This is a genomic window from Halomonas sp. PA16-9, assembly GCF_009728585.1.
In the GTDB taxonomy this organism is placed as follows: domain Bacteria; phylum Pseudomonadota; class Gammaproteobacteria; order Pseudomonadales; family Halomonadaceae; genus Vreelandella; species Vreelandella titanicae.
Map to the genome: position 1 here is coordinate 616810 of NZ_CP040452.1, position 22480 is coordinate 639289.

The following is a 22480-nucleotide window of genomic DNA, read 5'->3' on the forward strand; positions in this document are numbered from 1 at the left end:
CACGCAGTCAACCCGATAGAGGTGCGTCATGATTACATCCCAACAGATCGCGATTATCGAAGCCTTTGACGCGGCGCGCGCCGCGCAGCCGCGGCTACCTGCGATTGAGATTGCCGAACGCTTATCGATCAGTGAAGGCGAGCTGCAGGCCGCTCGTTTAGGGCGCGACGTATGGACGCTGCCGCTCTCGCCCAGCGATATCGCCGCCTACCTGCCCCAACTGGGGCGGGTTAAAGCGTTGACCCGTTCCCGGCTGGCCGTGCTAGAGCAAACCGGCGACTACCCTGAACTTAGCGGCGGGCCACAAACAGGCCTGTTACTCGACCCAGGTGGCCTGGATCTACGCTTGCTCTATACGAGCTGGCACTGGGCCTGCCTGATTCGTGATTCTATGCCTGCCACCAGTACTCAAGAGGCGCAGTGGCGCTGGAGCCTGCAGATATTCAATCAACATGGCTGCGCCGTTCACAAATGCTTTGCCCTGGAGAACCCACTGCCGCGTCCCTGGGGTGCCTTAGCGGCCTTGGGCACTCGGGATACGCCAGCGTTTACCCAGAGCATGCCTCGCTTGAAGCGCCCACTGCCCGAAGCGCCGACCCTCGCTAGCGAGTGGGGCGCGATGCGCGATGTGCACCAGTTCTTTGCCCTCCTCCAGCGCCATCATCTGGAGCGTATTGAGGCCAACCAGTTAATGGAGGGACGCTATACCCAAACGCTGCCCGTCAATGCCCTGGAAACAGTGCTTCAGCACGCCAGCCTTCGCGCGCTGCCGTTGATGCTGTTTGTCGCTAGCCCCGGCTGCGTGCAGATCCACACCGGCACATTGCCCACCCCTCAACGCGCCCACGGCTGGCTGAATCTATTTGGCGAGCAGTTCACCCTGCACCTTGATGACACTGCGATTGACCAAGTATGGCAAGTCAGCAAGCCCAACCGAGACGGCGGCGTGACCAGCATTGAAGCCTTCGATGCCGAAGGCTCGCTAGTGCTGCAACTTTACGCGGAACGCCAGGAAGGCCGCGTTGAGCGTCGCGAGTGGCGGCAATTGCTGGATGAACTCGGCAGCCAAGAGGCGGTGGCATGAACGCAAAACGCCTGATGCGCCGCTCACTGGCAGTACTGCTGATGGGGTGGCTAACCACCGGGGCCGCATTGGCCAGCGAACGCTGGGTGGTGCTTGGTGGCGATATCGCGGAAACCCTGGCCGCGTTAGATGCCGATATCAATGTCATTGCTCGGGATGACACAGTCGTGCATCCACCCGCCATGGCGGAGCTGCCCTCGGTGGGTTACCTGCGCCAGCTCTCCGCTGAAAGCGTCCTATCGGTTAAACCTGACCAGGTGTTAGCCGCCGGGCACGCAGGCCCCAAGGAAGTGCTGGAGCAGCTAGCGGCTGTCGGTGTCAGCGTAGAGATTATCAACGCCCCACCCTCCCTCAATGCCATTGCCGATAAAGTCCGCGCCGTCGGCCAATTAACTGACCGTCGCGACGCGGCAGGAACCTTGGCAGACACCTTGAACGAGAAACTTGACCGGCTAGCCAACCTGCCCGCCCTACCGACGACCCGCGCGATGTTTATCATGCAGCATAGCGGCTTAACACCCCGGGCGGCGGGCAGCGATACCGCAGCACATAGCGCGCTCGAAGCGGTGGGCCTGGCAAATGCCTTCGCCGAGATGCAGGGCTACCACAGCGTGGGTGCCGAAGCCCTGGCCCGGCAAGCACCGGAGGTTGTGATTGTCTCCGAGCGGGGCTTGGCGGCAATGGGTGGCGAAGCCGCGCTATGGCAGTTACCCGGTATGGCGTTAACCCCCGCAGGCCGAGAGCAGCAGTTGATTGTCATTGATGACCAAGCGCTGCTTGGCTTTGGCCCGCGCACGCCCGATCAGCTACTCACCCTGCACCAGGAAGTTGAAGCGCTATTGGGCGCACCGACTAGCGCCCAGGCTAATTCTGTCCAAAACAGTTCCGTTCAAAACAGTACCGCTCAAAACAGCACTGCCCAGCTAAGCCCATGATAGCCATTCTTAACACTTACCGTTTCCGGGTGCGGCTGCCGGTTAGCCGCACTACCCGCGTTCTCGTCGGATTAACCGCTGCGTTGCTACTGGCTTTAGGCTGGGCGGCCTCCTCTGGCGCACTGGGCATCTCCCCTTGGGGAGTACTCCGCGGCCAAGCCGATCCACTCAGCGTGCAGGTGTGGTGGCAGCTGCGCCTGCCGCGCTTACTGCTGGGCGTGGCCGTGGGAGCGATGCTTGCCGGTAGCGGCGCCGCCATGCAGGGGCTGTTTCGTAACCCGCTGGCCGACCCGACCCTGCTCGGCCTTGCCAGTGGTGCTGGGCTTTTCGTAGCAGTGTGGATTGTGCTCTTTCAAGACAGCAGCGCAGGCAGCCTTTACGGTCAGTTTGCGGCAGGCTTTTTAGGCGCCTTATGCGTCTGTTTGATTGTCTTTGGCATCGCCAAGCGTCAAGGCGGCGGCAGTGCCGCTGTGATGACCCTGTTGCTGGCTGGTTTGGCCATCAATACTCTCGCCGGGGCTAGCGGTGGGGTTTTAGCCTTTATCGCCAGCGATGAGCAGCTTCGCCAGCTTAGTTTATGGGGCATGGGCACGCTGACTAACGCCCTGTGGCGCACCACGGCGCTCGCCCTGGTACTCATTGCCGTTGCCCTGTGGCTGTTAATGCGTAGCGCTCGTGAACTTGACCTGCTCCAGCTAGGCGAAGCGACCGCCCATGCGGCGGGGCTGGATGCAAGCCGCTTAAAACGCCGGGTGGTGGTCGCGACCTCGCTGGGCGTAGGTTTGTGTGTAGCGCTCACCGGAGTAATTGGCTTTTTGGGCCTGCTGGTACCCCACTGCCTACGGCTTTGGTTAGGGCCTGGCCATCGGCTGCTGCTGCCCGCCTCAATGCTCGGCGGCGCGCTGCTTCTGGTCGTTGCTGATACGCTAGCCCGCACCGTCGCTGCCCCGGCGGAAATCCCCGTTGGGCTGCTAACCAGTCTGCTTGGCGGCCCCTACTTCCTGTACCTACTGATGTGCAGGAACCGAGCATGCTAACTCTCCATCAGGCTGGTTTAACCACCACCCCCGCTATCGCCCCACTAGATGGCACGATTCGACCCGGCGAGCTGCTAGCCATTGTCGGCCCCAACGGCGCGGGCAAGAGCACGCTGCTCAGCATGCTGTCGGGGTTTCGCCCTGCCGAGCAGGGCGAACTACACCTGGATGGCAAACCCTTGCGCGAATGGCCCATCGCCGAACTTGCCAACCGGCGTGCGCTGGTCGCCCAGCAGGAGCTCCCCGGCTTTGACTGGCAAACTGACGAACTGTTGAGTCTAGGCAGTAATCCGGCCAAATCACTGGTCGCAGCGCTACTGGACGACCTGGATCTAACCCACCTCGCCAAGCGCAGCGTGCTCTCGCTTTCCGGTGGCGAACGCCAGCGGGTGATGATCGCACGAGGCGCCTGCCAACTACTCTCAAGGGGCTCTCCCACCGCCAAGGATGGTGGTATTTTATTGCTGGATGAGCCGACCAGTGCCTTGGATATCGGCCAGCAGCAGCGCTTGATGCGGCAACTACGCGGCTGGGCCGCACAGCACCGCATGGCCATTGTTTGCGTGCTCCACGACCTTAATCTCGCCAGCACCTACGCTGACCGGGTATGGTTGCTGCATCAAGGGCAGCGTATTGACCACGGACTACCCAGCCAGGTGCTTAACCCCGCGACCATTGCGAAGATTTACGCAGCCGAACTTCAGCACATTGAGGGCGGCCCCCATGGCAAGCCTCTGCTCGCCCTGGCGCCTTAAGACAGCTTTCAGCAGCCAACGAGTCGAGTGGCAAAGCCCTCATATAAGTCCATACTTATCCATACGTAACGGGCAATATATGCATCACCGTGTGCCAATTGGGGAGCAAGAATGAGACTGATCAGCCTCATGTGGGTCGTGTTGGCAGGGATGAGTTTTAGCATCGGTGTGTTAGGCATTTTCCTGCCCCTGCTGCCGACCACCGTGTTTATGCTAATGGCTGTTTACTGTGCCTCCAAAGGCTCACCGCGCTTTGAGGCCTGGATCCGCTCCCGCCACTATGTCGGGCCACTGCTGGTTACCTGGGAGCAAGAGCGCGCCATCCCCCGGCGCGCTAAGTTGGCGGCTGTTAGCATAATAGCGTTGAGCGCACTGATCACTGCTTGGTCACTCGGCCCCGGCTGGACACGCTGGGGGGTGATCGCTCTACTGATGCTGATTGCCGTTTGGCTGGCTACTCGGCCAGAGCCTTCGTCTTCTTCTTAACACACGCCTAAACCAGCACCTTATGGGTAGAGACCACCTGTCGCAGCCCCATAAACGAGCGGATCTGGCGCACGCCGGGCAGGTAGAGCAACTGTTCAGCGTGCAACCTGTTGAAGCTTTGGCTGTCCCGGGTGCGTACCAGCATAAAATAATCAAACTCCCCGGTTACTACGTGACACTCCATACAGCCAGATACCTTCTGGGCCGCCTCTTCAAAGGCGGCGAAGGATTCCGGCGTCGAGCGATCCAGTACCACGCCAATCAACACCACCATACCTGCCTGTAGTTGTTCCGGGTCTAAATGCGCCACCACCCGGCTGATTACCCCATCCCGCTTGAGCCTTTCCACCCTGCGTAAGCACGCCGCCGGGCTCAAGCTCACCTGCTCTGCCAGTGCCACATTGGAAAGCGTGGCATCGTCCTGAAGCAGTTTAAGGATACGCCGATCTGTTCGGTCTAGTTCAGCCGCCTGATCATCAGGCTCAGGGCGTGATCGGGAGGTTTTTGCGCGCACTATTATTTACCTTATTGACCAATAAACACCACTTCAACCCATATCTATCATTTTTTACCATATTTTATTGCCTCAAACTAACTAACTTTGCAACACAAAAATCATAGCTAACACTTACTATAAATAGCAGAGAGCACGCCAATTGTTCACAACAACCTTAGCCGCCCTATATCGCACCCAATGATTTAAAGCTGGAGATTGCTATGAACCTCGAACGCTTCCCACGTTACCCACTCACCTTTGGCCCCTCTCCCATTACGCCGCTCAAGCGGCTAAGCGAACATTTAGGCGGTGAAGTAGAGCTCTACGCCAAGCGCGAAGACTGCAACAGCGGCCTGGCCTTTGGTGGCAATAAGACCCGCAAGCTGGAGTACTTGATTCCTGAGGCACTTGAACAGGGCTGCGATACGCTGGTATCGATTGGCGGCATTCAATCCAACCAGACCCGCCAAGTTGCCGCGGTGGCCGCTCACCTGGGCATGCAGTGCGTGCTGGTGCAGGAGAACTGGGTCAACTACTCCGACGCGGTGTATGACCGCGTGGGCAATATCGAGATGTCACGCATCATGGGCGCCGATGTGCGCTTGGATGAGGCGGGGTTTGATATCGGTATTCGCCCAAGCTGGGAGCAGGCGATGGAAGATGTGCGTCAGCGGGGTGGCAAACCGTTTCCTATACCCGCGGGTTGCTCTGAACACCCTTACGGCGGCTTAGGCTTCGTAGGCTTTGCCGAAGAGGTGCGTCAGCAGGAGAAAGAACTGGGCTTCACGTTTGACTATATCGTGGTGTGCTCGGTCACCGGCAGCACCCAGGCAGGCATGGTGGTGGGGTTTGCCGCCGATGGCCGTGCCCAGCGAGTGATTGGCATTGACGCCTCTGCCAAGCCTGAGCAAACCCGTGAACAGATCCTGCGCATCGCGCGCAATACGGCTGAGTTGGTGGAATTGGAAGGCGGCATTAGCGATGACGATGTCATTTTGGATACCCGCTACGGCGGCCCCGAGTATGGCCTGCCCAACGAAGGCACGCTGGAAGCCATTCGCCTCTGTGCCCGTCTGGAGGGTGTGCTTACCGACCCGGTTTACGAAGGTAAATCCATGCACGGCATGATCGACATGGTGCGCAACGGCGAATTCCCGCCCGGCTCCAAAGTACTCTACGCCCACCTAGGCGGCGTACCTGCGTTAAATGCCTATAGTTTCCTGTTTAGAAATGGATAAGAAATAAAATACCTGCCTCAAACCGTCTGATACAGCGCCTCAATGACGCCGGTCAGACGGTTACTGCTGTACAAATAAAGCACACCCTTTAGTCTTGGCGTATAGGATGTTCACGGATACGCCATGTCTTCAACGCTTCCCGCCCACCTCACCCTTGACGAACTTGCCCAGTACCCAGCGCCGCTGCCCGAGGTTGAGGTACATGGGCTCGATAGGGGCTGGTACATCGTGCGCCTGCATCAGGGTAACGCCATCAGCGTGCTTACCGACCAGAATGGCGAGACGCAATGCTTTACCGGTACGCAGTGGATTGGCCGCACGCTGGCGCCGTTGGGTTTCACCCACGGCACGCTCACCTGGGCCGACGCCGATGATGAGATGATTGGCACCGACGTACCGCCCGTTTCTGCCCAGCAGCGCATGGCCTATGGTGTTCGCGTGGCGTTCAACCATACCTGTCTATAACATTCATAAAGCGAGCCGCCAGGAGTTTGCACTTCTTTAATATTTAGCTTCCAACAAGGACGGACTCTATGCGCGATGATGACAAGTACACCAATTCCGAAGAGCAGCTACTCCACCTTCAAAACCTGCTAGATGATCCAGACACAACGGCACTAAAAGCGTATTTCTCTGAACTCGATATTTTAGACATTGCGCGAACACTGGAGTCCTTCCCGGCCAAAACGCGAGATTTCCTTTGGGAGTATGTTCCCGACGATTTTATCGGCGAGGTTCTCGCCGAAGTTGACGAAGACATCCGTGCTGACTACATCGAAGACTTATCGGCCAGCGATGTAGAAGAAATTGTTAAAGGCTTGGATGCTCAAGAAGTTGCTGAAGTTTTAGATGTTGCTGATGAAGCCATAAAAACCAGCGTCTACGCTAGCCTAGAGCAAGAGATCCGCGCCCAGGTTGAGAATCTTCACGCCTATGAAGATGACGTGGTTGGCCGCTATATGGATCCCGAGACGGTCAATGTAAAACAGGGCGTGTCGTTAGAGGCCGTGCAGCGCTATATCCGCATCCACCATCTGCTCGACGATGAGTCGCAACAGATCATGATTACGGATAAGGATAAACGCTTACTCGGCACTTTGACCCTGATTGATTTAATCAAGCAACCACAAGAGGCGGTGGTTGATGATTATATGGATGACTTTTTTACTCTAAATGATCAAATGAAAGTCAGTGATGCGGCGGCGTTACTGCGTTCTAAAGAGCTGCACTTTGTGCCCGTGTGCGATAGCGATGGATTATTGGTAGGCCAGCTAAACGCCGCCGACGTACTTGAAATTACCCAAGACGACGCTGACATGACGTTAAAGCATATGTCTGGCGTCAGTAACGAAGAGGAAGTCTTCACACCCGTTTTACGCAGTGCAAAAAGTCGCGGCATTTGGCTGGGCATTAATCTGTTAACGGCTTTTTTAGCGGCCTTCGTTATCGGTCAATTCGAAGCGGCATTAGATCAAATTGTGGCGCTGGCCATTTTGATGCCGGTGGTGGCAAGCATGGGGGGGATCGCTGGGAGTCAAACCCTTACCGTCGTCATACGCGGTTTGGCGCTGGGCCAGCTTGCGGGTAACAATATAAAATGGCTGTATAACAAAGAGATGTGGGTGGGGATGAGTAACGGCTTGGTTTGGGCATTAGTGGTCGGCTTGATTTCCCATCTCTGGTTTGGCGATGCCATGATCACGCTGGTGATCACCCTGGCCATCTTTATCAATATGAGTCTCGCTAACTTATCCGGCGTACTAATTCCTATGGTGCTGAAAAAGCTGCAGATCGACCCCGCGTTATCCGGTGCGGTTATTTTGACGACTGTGACCGATGTGGTCGGCTTTTTATCATTCCTTGGGCTCGCGACGCTGATTATTCTGTAACTTTTTCCTCCCGGCAGGCGCCTGGGCGTTTATTGAAAAGCCCAGGCGCTCAAGGCAGAAGCAACTACGATACCGTCACCCACTGCCCCATCCGATCTGACGCTTCGATGGCCTCAATAAGCCGATTAACCCGCGCGGCTTCGCGGAAGTCTGGATAGAGGGGACGGTCGTTGATGATGCCTTCCACCAGATCGCGCACCTCGATAATCTTCTGATCGTTATAGCCCAGACCGTGCCCTGGCGCGGGGCTGAAGGCGGCATAGTCGGGATGTTCGGGGCCCGCTAACAGGGTGGTGAAGCCACGCCTGCCGTGGGCATCGCCGTGGCGATATAGCTGCAGTTCGCTCATGCGTTCCTGATCAAACACAATGGCGCCTTTGGTGCCCGTTAGCGTGTAGGCCAAGCCCATTTTGCGGCCAGCCGCCACCCGGGAGGTTTCGATATTACCGATTAACCCCTGGTCAAACCGCAGCATGGCCTGGGCTTGATCGTCGTTTTCCACCGCAGCCATCCCGCTACCGTTAGCATTGGGACGCATGGCAATGACGGTTTGTAGCTGGCCGCAAACCTCAGTAATGCGCTGCCCGGTTAAAAACTCGGCCATATTGAGAATATGCGAGCCCACATCGCCTAACGCACCGGCGCCTGCGGTCGCTCGCTTGGTATGCCAATCGTGGGGCTTTTCCAGGTCGAGCAGGTAATCCTCGTTGTGCCGACCACGAAAGTGGATCAGCTCTCCGATGTCGCCGCTGGCAACAATCTGGCGGGCCAGCTGGGTGGCGGAATTGCGAATGTAGTTAAAGCCCACCAGGGTTTTGACGCCCGCTTTTTCAGCTGCGGCGACCATCTCGTCGGCGTCTGCCGTGCTCAGCGCCAGCGGTTTTTCAGCGTAAACATGCTTGCCCGCCGCAATGGCGGCTAACGCCATCTCTTTATGCAGGAAATTGGGCGCGCAGATATCCACCACATCCACGTCACTGTCGGCCACCAGGGCACGCCAGTCGTCGGTGGCGCGGGCAAATCCCCAGGCCCGCGCTCGGCTCTCTGCCGTGGCGAGGTCGACATCCGCCAGCAGTTCGCAAACGGGTTTAGCGGGTAGTTCAAAAACGCTGGACGCCGCATTAAAGGCGATGGCGTGAGCTTTGCCCATAAAACCGGTGCCGATTAGGCCAATCTTGAGGGTGTTCATTGTGATTATCCCTGTTTTAAAACAGTAACGCCGGGCTGGGCCCGGCGTTGAATGATGTCGTGCCCCGTAGCCTGTTTACATGGTCGGCATGGTGAAGTGGTTGGTCTCTTCACGAATGCCGCTGGGCCAGCGCTGGGTGATGGTTTTCATGCGGGTGTAGAAACGTACACCGTCGGGGCCGTGCATATGCAGCGGGCCAAACAGCGAGCGCTTCCAACCGCCGAAGCTATGGAACGCCATGGGTACCGGGATCGGTACGTTAACGCCAACCATGCCTACCTGGATCTGCTCGCAGTACTGACGCGCCGCATCGCCATCGCGGGTAAAGATCGCCGTGCCATTGCCGTATTCGTGGGCATTGATCATGCTGACCGCTTCGTCGAAGCTCGCCACGCGAGCAATGGCCAGCACCGGGCCAAAAATCTCCTCGGAGTGAATACGCATGCTGGGCGTGACATGGTCAAACAGGCTGCCGCCGATAAAGTAGCCATCGCCTGCGCCGTCAACCGTTGTCTCGCGACCGTCGACCACGAGTTCTGCGCCTTCATCCACGCCAACCTGGATATAGCCCGCCACTTTCTCAAGATGCTCGCGGGTGATCAGCGGCCCCATATCGTTGTCTGGGCCATCGACCAGGCCAGGCCCGACCGTCAGCTTATCCAGTTCGGCCACCAGTTTTTCACGCAGGCGGTTGGCGGTATCTTCGCCCACTGGCACCGCGACGGAAATCGCCATGCAGCGCTCGCCTGCCGAGCCATAGGCCGCGCCCATCAGGGCACCCACAGCTTGATCGAGATCCGCATCGGGCATGATTACCATATGGTTTTTGGCGCCGCCCAGGGCCTGAACGCGTTTGCCATGGGCTGATGCGGTAGCGTAGATGTACTCAGCGATGGGCGTGGAACCCACAAAGCTCACTGCCTGGACACGCTCATCGGTGAGCAGTACATCCACCGCTACTTTATCACCATTGACGACATTAAAGACACCATCCGGCAGGCCCGCCTCTTTAAGCAGCTCGGCTAAGCGCAGCGGCGTAGAGGGATCTTTTTCCGAAGGCTTCATGACGAAGGTGTTGCCGCAGGCCAGGGCGATGGGGAACATCCACATGGGTACCATGGCGGGGAAGTTGAACGGCGAGATACCTGCGCACACGCCCAGCGGCTGCATCATCGAGTAGCTATCGACGCCAGTGCCGACGTTCATGGAGTGCTCGCCCTTCTGCAGGTGGGGAATGCCGCAGGCAAACTCGACCACTTCCAGGCCCCGGGTCACTTCGCCTTTGGCATCTGAAAATACCTTGCCGTGCTCGCTGGAGATCAGTCGCGCCAGCTCATCGGTGTGCTCCTCAACCAGCGCTTTAAACTTAAACAGGATGCGCGAGCGCTTCAGCGGCGAGGTTTTTGACCAAGCGACAAAGGCCTCATCGGCAATGCGCACTGCTTCGCGGGTTTCGTCAGCGGTGGCCAGCGCCACCTGGGCGCTCTGCTCACCGGTGGCGGGATTATAAACCGGCGAAGTGCGCTGGCTCTGACCGGCGGAGAGCTGACCATTAAGATAGTGGGATAACGTTTGCATATAGGCTCCTGATTAAAAGGCGGCGCTGGCGCTGTTTAGCTGGCAATGTCGAAGCCGGCCTGCTCGGCAAGTTGGCGTAGGTTGCGGTAACCCAAGCGGGCGTAAGTCAGCGGGTGAGCGACTTCCGGGTCTTGTTCGGCTTCCACTACTAACCAACCCTGGTAGCCCTGTTCGCACAGGTGGGTTAAGGCGGGCAGGAAATCCACATTGCCATCCCCCGGCACCGTAAACAGGCCGTCTAACACGCCATTTAAAAAGCTTTTGTCGCGGTTGCGTACCGCGTCCAGCACCGGGAAGCGCAGGTCTTTGCAGTGCACATGGTGAATGCGCTGGCTGTAGCGTTTGGCGATGGCGAGCGGGTCGCCGCCAGCACCGCGCAAATGACCAAAATCAAGCAGCAGCCCACGCCTTCACCGGTGTTGTCCATTAAACGTTCGACGTCGGCCTGGCTTTCGATCACCGTGCCCAGGTGGTGGTGATACACCAGTTGAATACCCTGGGATTTCAGGTAGTCGCCCACTACCTCCAGGCCATTCAGCAGTCGCTGCCACTCTTGCTCGGAGAGATGCGGACGCTGGGAGAGCGGACGTTCCTGATCGCCGTGTACACAGTGGGTAACTTCACACAGCACCATCACCTTCGCGCCGCATTCCTTGAGCAGGTTCATATGATCCTGAATGGCTTCAATCTCTTCTTCAGGCGTGCGCTCCAGCAAGCGTGCGGAGTACCAGCCCGACACAAGCGCCAAGTCGTGGGCGCTAAGCACCTGATTCAAGGCGTCGGGCGTGCGGGGAAACTTGTTACCTAATTCAAAGCCGCTAAACCCCGCTTCGCGGCCCTCTTTCAAACAGGTTTCCAGCGGTGTTGCGCCACCCAGGCTGGGCAAGTCGTCGTTCGTCCAGGTGAGCGGGTTGATGCCTAAAGTAACCGTTGGCATAGCGTATTCCTTATGATTATGTTGTTGGTATTAATGGCGTTGGAGCTGTTTGGCTTCGCGGTACCCTTGATAGGCTTTATTGACCGCTTCACGCTCGGAAACCTCGGGCACGGCCACTTCCCACCAAGCGCCGCCTTCTTGGGTGCTGGGTAACGGGTCAGTGTCCAGGGCAATCACGTAGGTCGAGGTGGCGCTGCGAGCACGCACCAGCGCCTGCTCCAATTCCGCAATACCGGTCACCGATTCAGACTCACAGCCCAACGCTTTGGCGTGAGCGGCAAAATCGGTTTTGGGAGCGCCGGCCTCCACAGTGCGGCAATCTTGCAGAAGGTTGTTGAACCCCGCGCCGCCTGTGGCCTGCTGCAAGCGGTTGATGCAGCCATAGCCGCGGTTATCCAACACCACCACAATTAGCTTGTGGCCCAGCATCACCGAGGTTGCCAGCTCCGAGTTGTGCATCAGGTAGCTGCCATCGCCGACCATCACCACCACTTCCCGCTCTGGCTTGGCCATCTTGACGCCCAGCCCGCCTGCTATTTCATAGCCCATGCAGGAGAAGCCGTACTCCACGTGGTAGCTGCCGGGGCCCGAGCATTGCCAGAGTTTATGCAGCTCGCCGGGCAAGCCACCGGCCGCGCATACTACGGTGGTATCGTTGCCTGCCTGGCGATTAACCGCACCAATCACCTGGGCATCGGTGGGCAGCGCCAGCCCTTGGTCGGCGGTCACGCTGTGCACTATTTCGGCCCACTCGCGCTTGAGCGTTCCGGTTTGTTCGCGCCACTCATCGCTGCCGCGCCATTCGCCCAGCGCCGTGTCGAGTTGGCCCAGCCCGATCAAGGCGTCGCAGCTAAGCGGCAGCGCTTGATGCTTGAGGCTGTCGAAGCGGCCAACGTTTAGGGAAATCAGTGTTTTATCGCTGCCTTCAAACAGCGCCCGGGAGCCGGTGGTAAAGTCCTGCAGCCGCGTACCCACCGCCAGAATGACATCCGCCTGCTCCGCCAATTGGTTAGCAGCTGCGCTGCCGGTCACCCCAATGGCCCCACCGCGCAAGGGTGGCTATCGGCCAACGCCCCTTTGCCTGCTTGGGTTTCGGCTACGGGGATGCCGCGTGCTTTGGCAAACTCGGCCAAGGCGTCGCAGGCAGCGGCGTAATGCACGCCGCCACCGGCAATGATCAGCGGGCTCTTAGCCTGTTGCAGCGCGGCGATGGCTTGACGAAGCTCGTAAGCATCCGGCGGCGAGCGGCGAATGCGATGTACCCTGGGGGCAAAAAAGGCCACCGGGTAATCGTAGGCAAAGGTTTGCACATCCTGGGGTAATGCCAGGGTCGCCGGGCCGCAATGCTCGGGATCAAGCAAAGTAGCAATCGCCTGAGGCAAGCTGGTCAACAGCTGTTCCGGGCGGTTAATGCGGTCGAAGTAACGCGACACCGGGCGAAAACAGTCGTTGACGGTAATGGTCGGGTCACCAAAATGCTCCACCTGCTGGAGTACCGGATCCGGTTCGCGGGTGGCAAAGGTGTCCCCCGGCAGCAGCAAAATTGGCAGTCGGTTGGCATGGGCGAGCGCCGCGGCGGTGACCATATTGGTCGCCCCTGGGCCAATCGAGCTGGTCGCGGCCATTAAGCGCTGGCGGCCATTGGCTTTGGCAAAGGCAATCGCCGCGTGGGCCATGGACTGTTCGTTGTGGGCGCGAAAGGTCGGCAGCGCGTCTTGTACGTGGTAGAGCGCTTCGCCTACCCCCGCCACATTGCCATGCCCAAAAATCGCAAATACGCCTTCGAACAGCGCCACTTCTTGGCCATCCATCTCGATACGCTGGGCGGCGAGGTACTTGACCAGCGCCTGGGCCATGGTGAGTCGAATGGTGCTCATCTTACGCCTCCTCCGTGTGGGCCAGGGTTTGCGGCTGCGCCTGTCTTAATTGCCGCCACGCTTTTATCAGTTCGGCATAGTTCTGGGCGACCCGCTCTACCAAGCGGGCATCGTCGATACGCCCGGCTAGCCAATCACGACTCGCGCTGGCAAATAGCGTGCGCCCAACGGTGAACCCCTTACAGCAGGCATGATTGGCCGCTGCTTCGAAACCGCGTTTCATGTCGTCCATGGGGGCGTCTAGCCCAAGCAGCACAACCCCACGGCAATAGGTATCTTCCCGCTCAATGGTGTCGCCAACCGCCTGCCAGGCAGCGTCTGACATGGCAGGTAGCTTCCACCAGTCTGGGCGAATGCCCAGGTTGTAGAGCCGCTGAAGGCTGCGCGGCAAGGTGGTGTCGTCATTGGGCATGTCGGCGGGCGGAATGACTTCAATCAGCAGCTCCAGCCCATAAGCACAGGCCGCCTGGTAGAGCTGACGCAGACGCTCCTCCTGCTCCAGGCGCAGCGAGAGTTCATCGTCGGGATGATAGAACACCAGACATTTAATGATCTGCTCTCTAGGCCAGTTGCGCAGGCAGGCACCTAAATCATCGCCATGCTGGAAGCGCAAAGGTCGTGAGCCAGGAAGCTCCACCGGTCGACCAATCCACCAGCCTTTTCCACTGGCTTGATTGAGCGCGTCCTGACCCAGCACGTCGTCTACCAGGATCGCGGGCGTGGAAATACCGCCCAGTTTGGCACCCTCTTCGGCGGCGGTGACCAGGAGTTTTTTAAGTGCTGGCAGCCGCGCGCTGTCGGCATACTCTTCGCGTGCCATATCGGTGAGCTGGCGGCGGTGATCAAATGCCAACCCCAACACTTCGGGCCACTGAGCAGTCACTCGGGTAGTGACCCGGTGGAGATGATTCAGGCGTTGATCGATATCCGGACGGGGTACCTCGTCGCGACGTGTCAGGTAATCGAATAGCTCATCTTCGGTGGGCATAGCCGGGGCACAGCCGTGGCGGGAGACCACCAGCGCACCACAGGCATTGGCGTAACCGGCGCTGGTTTGCCAGGGTTCATTGCGTAGCCAGCCGCGTAGCAAGCCACTCATAAAGGCATCCCCGGCGCCCAGCACATTGAGCACCTCGACCTGTACACCCTTGACCAGAATGCCGTCTTCAATGCGGTCAGGAATGTCGCCCTCAAACACCACACAGCCCATGGGCCCCAGCTTGCATACCAGGGTCGCCTGGCTAACCTCACGTACTGCACGCAGTGCCGTTAAGGTGTCGGTGCTGCCACCGGCAATATGAAACTCCTCTTCGGTGCCTACAATCAGGTCAAAGTCCGGCAACCAGCGTTGAAGATCTGCAGTGACTTTTTCATCGGCGATAAAACGGGTTTCACCATCGCCAGGGTTAGTCAGACCCCACAGCACGGGGCGATAGTCGATATCCAGCACCCGCTTCACGCCATAATGGGCGGCGGCGTCCAGTGCCTTGCGGCACGCCCGGCGGGTGGTATCGGTAGAAAGATGGGTGCCGGTAATCGCCAGCGCCTTGGCCCGTGCGATAAATTCAGGGTCGATGGCCTCGGCGTCGATGGCCATATCAGCACAGTCGCGGCGGTAAAATAGCAGCGGGAAGCTTTCACGGTCTTTTAAAGCCAGCAGAACCAGGCCGGTGTGGCGCTCGGGGTCGGTTTGAAGCGCGGAGGTATCCACGCCCACCCGCTCCAGCTCTTCGCGCACGAAGTTGCCCATCTGCTCGTCGCCAACTCGCGAGAGCATGGCGGATTTTAATCCTAGGCGCGCAGTGCCGTAGGCCATATTACCCGAGCTCCCGCCTAGGTACTTGGCAAAGCTGGCCACGTCTTCTAAACGGCTGCCAATCTGCTCGGCGTAAAGATCGACCGCCACGCGTCCAAGACAAATCAGGTCAAGCGGTCGGTGTTGACTATTGTTATTCAGCATAAATGTCTCCCCACGTCACAAATTCGTGGTACTAGTCACAGGATGGCACTGGGCATAAAAGCGTCTTGGCTGGCAATCGATAAGGCTTATCAACCGTGGATTAAAGTGTGAAGGCGGCACGGAATCGGTCGAGCGCGAGGTCGTCATCCCCAGAGGCCCAGCCTTCCAGCCCTATGGTGCCGCGGTAGCCCATGTCGTTAAGCGCATTGGCAATGGCCGGATAGTTAATCTCGCCGGTTCCGGGTTCGCAGCGTCCTGGCACATCAGCCACCTGCACTTCACCTATGTAGGGCCCACAGCGGCGAATCAATTCAATCAAATTACCTTCGCCAATTTGGGCGTGATAAACGTCCAACATAATGCGCAAGCTGGGCCGACCAACACTTTCCACCAGCGCTAGAACATCTTCCAAGCGCGCAAACGGCACACCTGGGTGATCAACGTCGGTATTGAGGTTTTCAAGCACAAAGGTGACGTCGTTCTGCTCGCCCAGATCCGCCAGCCGATTGAGGGTGTCTCGGGCTTTTAGCCACATAGCGCCAGTCATCTGCTGGCAAGGCTGAACGGGCAACCCATTACCATCTAGACCGGTGCCGTGAAGGTTAAGGCGCGGAATGCCAAGGCGCTTTGCTACCTCAACCGACTCAGCGGCGGTGCGTAGCAGTTCATCTGCACCGGCGGCATCCGCCAGGGTGCCGGTGACATAGCCGGTCATGGATGAAAACGTCGCCCCGCTATTGGCCAGTGCCTCGATATCGTGCTTAGTCCAGTCCCAGATTTCGACCTGAAAACCCAGTTCAGAAATACGCTTAACACGCTCCAACACGGGCAAGTGGCGGAACACCATTTCAGCGCAAACGGCCAGCGTGAACGGGGATGATGGGGTAGGTTTATTCATCATGGCTCCTTAATAGCCGCTCGCAGCTCGCGGTGAAGGTTGCTCAGTGCTGCTTGTTCCATCGGCAGGCTGAGTGTCTTGACCGGCTAAGTTGGCCTTCTTGGCTTTATCGTCACGCTGGAATTCCGCAAGCTCTGCATCCAGGCTTTCAAGCTCAGCGCCACCCGCCATCATATTGAGCACTTCTTCGCGGCTGACTTCCTCTTTGCGGAAGGAGCCCAAACTGCCGCCGCGTGACAATAGGGTGAACGCATCGGCCACTGGGTAAGCATGGTGAACATTGTGGGTAATAAAGATGACCGCAAGCCCATCCGCGCGGGCTTTGGCAATGTAGCGCAGTACGACGGAGGCCTGCTTGACCCCCAGCGCTGAGGTGGGCTCATCAAGAATCAGCACTTTGGCGCCAAAATAGACGGCACGGGCAATCGCCACACACTGGCGTTCCCCACCAGAAAGCGTTCCCACCGGCTGACTAGGGTCGCGCACATCGATACCGATTTTAGCCATTTCCTCTTTGGCAACCCGGTCGGCATATTTCCAATCAATCCGCTTTAAAGGCCCCCAGCCCACCGTCGGTTCGCGGCCCATAAAGAAGTTACGGGTAATCGACATCAACGGCACCATGGCCAGATCCTGAAAAACGGTCGCGATACCGGCGTCGAGCGCGTAAGCCGGGGACTTGAAACGAGCGGGCTTGCCATCCAGTAGCATCTCGCCATGGGTGGGCTGGTGAACACCGGAAAGGGTTTTAATCAACGTTGACTTGCCGGCACCGTTATCCCCCAGCAGGCACATAACTTCACCGGAATAGACCTGCATCGAGATATCACTGATGGCGATGACGCTGCCGAAGTGTTTGCTGACACTGCGCATTTCAATCATTGGAGTGCGTGTAGTCATGTTATTTAGCCTCCATCGCCTTTTTGCGCATGTAATTGTTGAATAGCACCGCCACCAGCAACATCACACCCAGGAAGACCTGGAACCAGTCGGTGTTAACACCGGTGTAGAAGATCCCCATCTGCACCATGCCGAAAATCAGCGCACCGAGGGCCGCACCAATGGCAGATCCATAGCCACGGTCAGCAAAGCGCCACCGATCACCACAGCGATAATGGCCTCCAGCTCTTTTAATAAACCTCGAATGGTGTCCGCCGAACCGGTATCCATGACCTGGATGCAGGCAAAAATGGTGGCTGAGAAAGCGGTGAACATGAACAGTGAAATCTTGACGCGATGGACGGGGACGCCCGAATTACGCGCCGCATTGGCATCGCCACCGCTGGCGAAGATCCAGTTGCCGTAAGGCGTGCACAGCAGCACCCAAGTCGCTACAGCGGTTAAACCCAGCCACCAGACAATCGAGACAGGGATACCGGTGACCGTGGGGTTGCCCGCAAAGTTGGTCGCCATCCAGCCATTTGCCGCCATCCAGCTAAATAGTCCCGTAGCGACTTCTCCAGAGAAAAGCGCCGCGAACCAATCTCCGGGGATATGATCCTGCACTCCCCCCACCTGAGTACGTCCCGTCAACAACCGACTGGTACCAATAGCCAGGCCACGCAGAATGAACAGGAAGCCTAGGGTAACGATAAATGACGGCAACCCCGTTTTATTGACTAGATTGCCGTTAATCCAGCCCACCAGGCCCGCGCAGGCGAACGCCAATAAAATTGCGGCCCACAGCGGCCAGCCATACTCCACCGCTGGGATGGCAATCAGAATGCCTGCCAAGCCAATCATCGAACCTATCGAAAGATCAAACTCTCCGCCGATCATCAGCAACGCAGCCGCCGTGGCGATAATGCCGAGCTGAGCGGCGACTTCAAGGAAATTAATAATACCCGCTGGGGTAAACATCCCAGTGCCGCTGGAAGCAGCTATAAAAAAGGCAAGCACCAGCACGGCACCGGCCAGCGCCCCCAGCTCCGGGCGATTAAGCGCCTTCTTCCAGAAAGAGACTCTCTGGATACGCTCATCTTGAGGAGCGGTTGCTGGCGCAACCGACTGTTTCGTTTCAGTAGAATTCATGGCGATCGACCCCAAGGCTCGACACCGTCGAGCCTTTTTCGATTAGGTAGTTATCAACGGATGCCCTGGCTACTCAGCTCAATGACCTGTGCAGCGTTTTCTTGAGTGACAAACCCTGGGCCGGTGGCAACATCCCCTGCGGGTAGCAGGCCGTTTTTGACGAACTGATCTAGGAACATGACGGGCAAATAACCCTGCATGTACTGCTGTTGGTCGATCGCAAAGTCCAGTTCACCTGCATCCAAGGCTTCCAAAATACCGGGGGAAAGGTCAAAGGTGCCGAGAGTGAACATATCGGTTGCCCCCTGCTCACGCATGGCCCGAATCATCGGATCAGCGGCCAACGCACCCAAGGTCAGCACACCACGCACGTCACTGTTCTCGTTGAGGTAAGCGACAATGGCATTGCGAATATTGGTGGGGTCGTAGGTGGTCGCTAGCTGCTCAGCATTGCCGTCAAAGCCTTCTACAAAGCCATCACAGCGCTGATCAAGCCCCTGGTTGCCTTGCTCATGGTTAACGCAGACGCCTTTCTCAACGCCCAGTTCCTGCATGCGCTCGGCGGCCTGTTTGCCCGCCTCGTATTCACTCTGCCCAATGTGCAGCCGGGCACCATAATCTCTCGCCACGTCGCCACCGGAGTTAATGGTAATCACTGGGATGCCGTTATCGACAGCATTTTGGACAGCGCCGCCCAGGGCATTTTCGTCGGTAAAAGAGAGGATCAAGCCATCCGGATCAGATGCCACCGCTGCCTGTACAAGTTGCTGCATCTTGGCCATATCAAAGGTCGATGGTGCACGGTACTCCAGCTCAGCGCCGACGAGATCAGCGGCTGCCTCTGCGCCGTTTTCACCACGGACCAGAAAGGATCAGAGGGAACACCATGGGTCACCATGACGAAACGGCTCGCTTCTTGTTCCGGTTCTTGTGCTTGTGCAGCTCCCGCCATTAATACCGTGGTGGCGGCAGAGGCTAGAAGCCATTGAGATAGACGTGCCATAAATAATTCCTCATAACGTTATCGTTGTTGGTAGGGAAGTGGCATTAAATGCCTTGGCGCTATGAAATATAGATTCCAAATAGCAATTATTGCAAATTATTTATTCCATACTTTGGTATAAATGGAATATTTATTTCAATCAACTAGACTGCATAACAATCGGCCACTTTGCTCAGTGCTACAGCCCAGTTATGCATGAGTAAATGAGTGGTACATAAGTTAACGCTAAGGAATTTGTATGCCGCAGCCCCCACAAAGCTACCGCGAGCTAGAAACGCTGATCACCGCCGAGTACGCCACGCTAAGCAAACGTTTGCAGCAAACCGCGCGTTTTATGCTTGATCACCCCCAGGAGGTTGCTTTAGCGACCGTGGCCAAAATTGCTGAGCAGGCAGATGTCACTCCATCCACCTTAATCCGCTTGGCCAATAGCTTGGGCTTTAAGGGTTTTTCCGAAATGCAGCAGCTGTTTCGCAGCCGCCTAGTCGATGAATTGCCTAACTACACAGAACGGATTCGCGCAGTACGTAGCGCCACCGGGGAAACACCCGACAGCACCCAGCTGTTGTGGGAGTTCGCCGATGCCAATCGTGCTGTTCTGGAGCAGCTTCCCAGCCGTATCGATCCAGAGAGCCTGGAGAAGGCGCTGGATATTTTTGAAAAGGCTCATGCGATTCATGTGATGGGGGCACGGCGAAGCTTTATGGTCGCCAGCTACATGACCTATGCCTTGGCGCATGTGGATAAACCTGCGCTGCTGGTCAATGGTTTGGGCGGGATGTACGGCGAGCAGCTGCGCGCCATGAGCCAACACGACGCTCTGCTAACGATTAGCTTTTCTCCCTATGCCGAAGAGAGCCAAAAAGCCTGCGAAGACGCCCACCAGCGCGGCCTACCTAGTGTAGTGATTACCGATTCGAACCTTAGCCCGCTGGCCCGTTTCGCGGATGTCGTCTTCGTGGTCAACGAAGCCGAAGTAAAAAGTTTCCGGAGTTTGACCGCGTCGCTCTGCTTGACCCAGACCTTGGCGATTGCCCTGGGCGTGCGGCAAGACAAAACACGCGACAAAGAAAAGGGCCGTGACAAAAAACGTAAGGCCTAAACACCAAAAGCAAGCCAACAGCAAAAACAAAATAGGAGAGCTTATGAAACTCGCACTCATCGGCGCAGGACGCATCGGCAAGGTGCATGCCCAGGCCATTTATTCACACCCAAACGTTACCCTGGCCGCCGTGGCCGATTTTCATCAGCCTGCCGCAGAAGCGTTGGCCGAGCAGTACGCCAGCCGAGCGGCCTCTGTGGATGAAATCTTCGCGGATGACACCATTGACGCCGTACTGATTGCTTCAAGCACGCCTACTCACGCGGAGTATCTGGAGCGTGCCGCCCGCGCGGGCAAGGCGATTCTGTGCGAAAAACCCATCGCCCTGGATTTAGCCCGCACACGAGATGCTCTGCAGGTACTCAGTGAACATCCGGTGACCTGCGCGTTAGGCTTTAACCGCCGCCACGATCCTCAGTTTTCGGCACTGAAAAAAGCGATTACCGAAGGGCGTATTGGCGCACTTGAAACGCTAACGATTATTAGCCGCGACCCGTCTCCCCCGCCTGCCGAGTACGTGGCTGAGTCCGGCGGCCTGTTCCGAGACATGATGATTCATGATTTCGACATGGCGCGCTGGCTGCTCGATGAACCCATCGAAAGTGTCTTTGCCGTCGGCAGTAGCATTATCGACCCAGCGATTGGCGAAGCGGGTGATGTGGATACCGCCATGGTCACCCTTACCACAACCAGTGGAAAGCTGTGCCAGATCAGCAACTCACGACGCGCCTGCTACGGCTACGATCAGCGTATCGAAGCATTTGGCAGCCAAGGCATGCTGCAAGCCCAGAACGAGAGTGATACCCGGCTGCGCTTCACCGGTGAAGCAGGCCAAGTGGAAGACAAACCCAAGTGGTTCTTCCTGGAGCGCTACGCCCAAGCCTACCAACTTGAAATTGGCGACTTTGTCGCCGCATGGAAGGAGAAACGTGCGCCACTCGCAGGTGCCCAGGATGGCCTAGAGGCATTGCGCTTAGCCGATGCAGCGGAGCTTTCATTGCGTGAAGGTCGCAAAATTCTGCTCGACGCCTCGATCTAAACAGACGCAAACGGGTCTGTGGAGACCCTTCATATCGTAAACGGTTAGCTGCCAACAGAGCAGCTAACCATCAGAAGGAGCGACATATGGCTTCCCTACTGGTACGCCCCACCGCCCCAGATGCCCAAGGCACCGTGATTGACGTGACCCCTGAATCGGCTGGCTGGACGCACGTTGGCTTTCGGGTGCATAAACTCGCCAAGGGCCAACGCCTGGAGGCCAGCAGCGATGATCAGGAAATCTGCCTGGTGCTGCTCACCGGTCGAGCCACGGTAACCTGCGGCGAGCACCGCTTTGAAGATATCGGCCAGCGCATGGATATCTTTGAACAGACCCCGCCCTATGCGGTTTACCTACCTGACCATGTTAGCTACGCGGTGGAAGCGACCACAGACTTAGAGCTAGCGGTGTGCGCCGCCCCTGGGCATGGCAACCATGCCCCACGGCTCATCGCGCCTGACAACATCAAGCAAAGCACCCGTGGCCAGGGCACCAACACCCGCCATGTTCACGATATTCTGCCGGAAACCGAGCCCGCCGATAGCCTATTAGTAGTCGAAGTATTCACACCTGCGGGTAACTGGTCGAGCTACCCGCCCCACAAACACGATGTGGATAACTTACCCCACGAATCACATCTGGAAGAGACCTACTACCACCGCATTAACCCTGAGCAGGGCTTCGCCTTTCAGCGCGTTTACACCGATGACCGCAGCCTTGATGAAACCATGGCGGTGGAGAACGGCTGCTGCGTGTTGGTGCCTAAGGGCTACCATCCAGTAGGCGCCTCCCATGGCTACTCGCTCTACTACTTAAATGTGATGGCGGGGCCCAAGCGGGCATGGAAATTCCACAACGACCCCGATCACGAATGGCTGATGAACGCTGGATAGATCGACACTTCGCCCGCTAACGTTTATCTAATGCTATGCTAATGAGCCCCGCT

At 57.6% G+C, this 22480-nt stretch carries 16 protein-coding genes and 5 pseudogenes; 11 read left to right on the forward strand and 10 right to left on the reverse strand.

Going from position 1 to position 22480, the window contains the following annotated elements; translation table 11 throughout:
• Positions 1–28: 28 nt before the first annotated feature.
• The 5 genes and pseudogenes from FDY98_RS19245 to FDY98_RS19265 all read left to right on the forward strand — a co-directional run bounded on the left by FDY98_RS19245 (position 29) and on the right by FDY98_RS19265 (position 4297).
• Entirely contained in the window at positions 29–1084 is a 1056-nt protein-coding gene (locus tag FDY98_RS19245; RefSeq protein ID WP_027957133.1) for a ChuX/HutX family heme-like substrate-binding protein, read from the forward strand.
• Positions 1081–2019, forward strand: coding sequence for a heme/hemin ABC transporter substrate-binding protein (locus tag FDY98_RS19250; protein ID WP_027957134.1), 939 nt, complete (start codon positions 1081–1083; stop codon positions 2017–2019). The genes FDY98_RS19245 and FDY98_RS19250 overlap by 4 nt, the downstream gene beginning before the upstream one ends.
• Positions 2016–3056, forward strand: a complete 1041-nt coding sequence (locus FDY98_RS19255; RefSeq protein WP_051430581.1) for a FecCD family ABC transporter permease — start codon at positions 2016–2018, stop codon at positions 3054–3056. Before FDY98_RS19250 ends, FDY98_RS19255 begins: the two co-directional genes overlap by 4 nt.
• A gap of 53 nt (positions 3057–3109) precedes the next feature.
• Positions 3110–3811 (forward strand): annotated as a pseudogene (locus FDY98_RS19260) (ATP-binding cassette domain-containing protein); the annotation flags it as partial.
• Between the two features lie 111 nt (positions 3812–3922).
• Entirely contained in the window at positions 3923–4297 is a 375-nt protein-coding gene (locus FDY98_RS19265) for a YbaN family protein (RefSeq protein WP_022521607.1), read from the forward strand.
• A 7-nt stretch (positions 4298–4304) separates the two neighbouring features.
• Here the strand turns inward: FDY98_RS19265 and FDY98_RS19270 are convergent, their stop codons facing one another.
• Complete coding sequence (locus FDY98_RS19270; RefSeq protein ID WP_027957137.1) at positions 4305–4811, reverse strand: Lrp/AsnC family transcriptional regulator; 507 nt, start codon at positions 4809–4811, stop codon at positions 4305–4307.
• Positions 4812–5014: 203 nt separating this feature from the next.
• On the opposite strand from FDY98_RS19270, the gene FDY98_RS19275 reads away from it, so the two are divergent.
• From FDY98_RS19275 to mgtE, 3 genes are all read left to right on the forward strand, one after another.
• Positions 5015–6031, forward strand: coding sequence for a 1-aminocyclopropane-1-carboxylate deaminase (locus FDY98_RS19275; RefSeq protein WP_027957138.1), 1017 nt, complete (start codon positions 5015–5017; stop codon positions 6029–6031).
• Positions 6032–6154: 123 nt separating this feature from the next.
• Positions 6155–6496: a DUF6482 family protein gene (locus FDY98_RS19280; protein WP_027957139.1), complete on the forward strand. Its 342-nt coding sequence runs from the start codon at positions 6155–6157 to the stop codon at positions 6494–6496.
• 68 nt (positions 6497–6564) lie between these two features.
• A complete protein-coding gene (gene mgtE, locus FDY98_RS19285) occupies positions 6565–7920 on the forward strand; it encodes a magnesium transporter (protein WP_027957140.1) in 1356 nt (451 codons plus the stop codon).
• Positions 7921–7984: 64 nt separating this feature from the next.
• On the opposite strand, the gene FDY98_RS19290 is transcribed toward mgtE, so the two are convergent.
• From FDY98_RS19290 to FDY98_RS19330, 9 genes and pseudogenes are all read right to left on the reverse strand, one after another.
• Positions 7985–9109, reverse strand: coding sequence for a Gfo/Idh/MocA family protein (locus FDY98_RS19290; protein ID WP_027957141.1), 1125 nt, complete (start codon positions 9107–9109; stop codon positions 7985–7987).
• Positions 9110–9184: 75 nt separating this feature from the next.
• Positions 9185–10687 (reverse strand): CoA-acylating methylmalonate-semialdehyde dehydrogenase, encoded by a 1503-nt coding sequence (locus FDY98_RS19295; protein ID WP_155706093.1) that lies wholly within the window; start codon positions 10685–10687, stop codon positions 9185–9187.
• A 35-nt stretch (positions 10688–10722) separates the two neighbouring features.
• Positions 10723–11624, reverse strand: a pseudogene (gene iolE, locus FDY98_RS19300) (myo-inosose-2 dehydratase).
• 30 nt (positions 11625–11654) lie between these two features.
• A pseudogene (gene iolD, locus FDY98_RS19305) lies at positions 11655–13501 on the reverse strand (3D-(3,5/4)-trihydroxycyclohexane-1,2-dione acylhydrolase (decyclizing)).
• Position 13502: 1 nt separating this feature from the next.
• On the reverse strand, positions 13503–15461 hold the full coding sequence (locus FDY98_RS19310; protein WP_027957145.1) for a bifunctional 5-dehydro-2-deoxygluconokinase/5-dehydro-2-deoxyphosphogluconate aldolase: 1959 nt from the start codon (positions 15459–15461) through the stop codon (positions 13503–13505).
• A gap of 100 nt (positions 15462–15561) precedes the next feature.
• The gene (locus tag FDY98_RS19315; protein WP_027957146.1) at positions 15562–16359 is read right to left on the reverse strand and encodes a TIM barrel protein; all 798 of its coding nucleotides are present in this window, start codon (positions 16357–16359) and stop codon (positions 15562–15564) included.
• Between the two features lie 9 nt (positions 16360–16368).
• Complete coding sequence (locus FDY98_RS19320) at positions 16369–17259, reverse strand: ATP-binding cassette domain-containing protein (RefSeq protein WP_027957147.1); 891 nt, start codon at positions 17257–17259, stop codon at positions 16369–16371.
• 1 nt (position 17260) lies between these two features.
• A pseudogene (locus FDY98_RS19325) lies at positions 17261–18390 on the reverse strand (ABC transporter permease).
• 53 nt (positions 18391–18443) lie between these two features.
• Positions 18444–19393 (reverse strand): annotated as a pseudogene (locus FDY98_RS19330) (sugar ABC transporter substrate-binding protein).
• Between the two features lie 238 nt (positions 19394–19631).
• Between FDY98_RS19330 and FDY98_RS19335 the strand changes: the two are divergent.
• The 3 genes from FDY98_RS19335 (at position 19632) to iolB (ending at position 22427) form a co-directional block, all read left to right on the forward strand.
• Complete coding sequence (locus tag FDY98_RS19335) at positions 19632–20495, forward strand: MurR/RpiR family transcriptional regulator (RefSeq protein WP_027957149.1); 864 nt, start codon at positions 19632–19634, stop codon at positions 20493–20495.
• A gap of 43 nt (positions 20496–20538) precedes the next feature.
• The gene (gene iolG, locus FDY98_RS19340; protein ID WP_027957150.1) at positions 20539–21534 is read left to right on the forward strand and encodes an inositol 2-dehydrogenase; all 996 of its coding nucleotides are present in this window, start codon (positions 20539–20541) and stop codon (positions 21532–21534) included.
• Between the two features lie 86 nt (positions 21535–21620).
• Positions 21621–22427 (forward strand): 5-deoxy-glucuronate isomerase, encoded by an 807-nt coding sequence (iolB, locus tag FDY98_RS19345; protein ID WP_027957151.1) that lies wholly within the window; start codon positions 21621–21623, stop codon positions 22425–22427.
• Positions 22428–22480 lie beyond the last annotated feature (53 nt).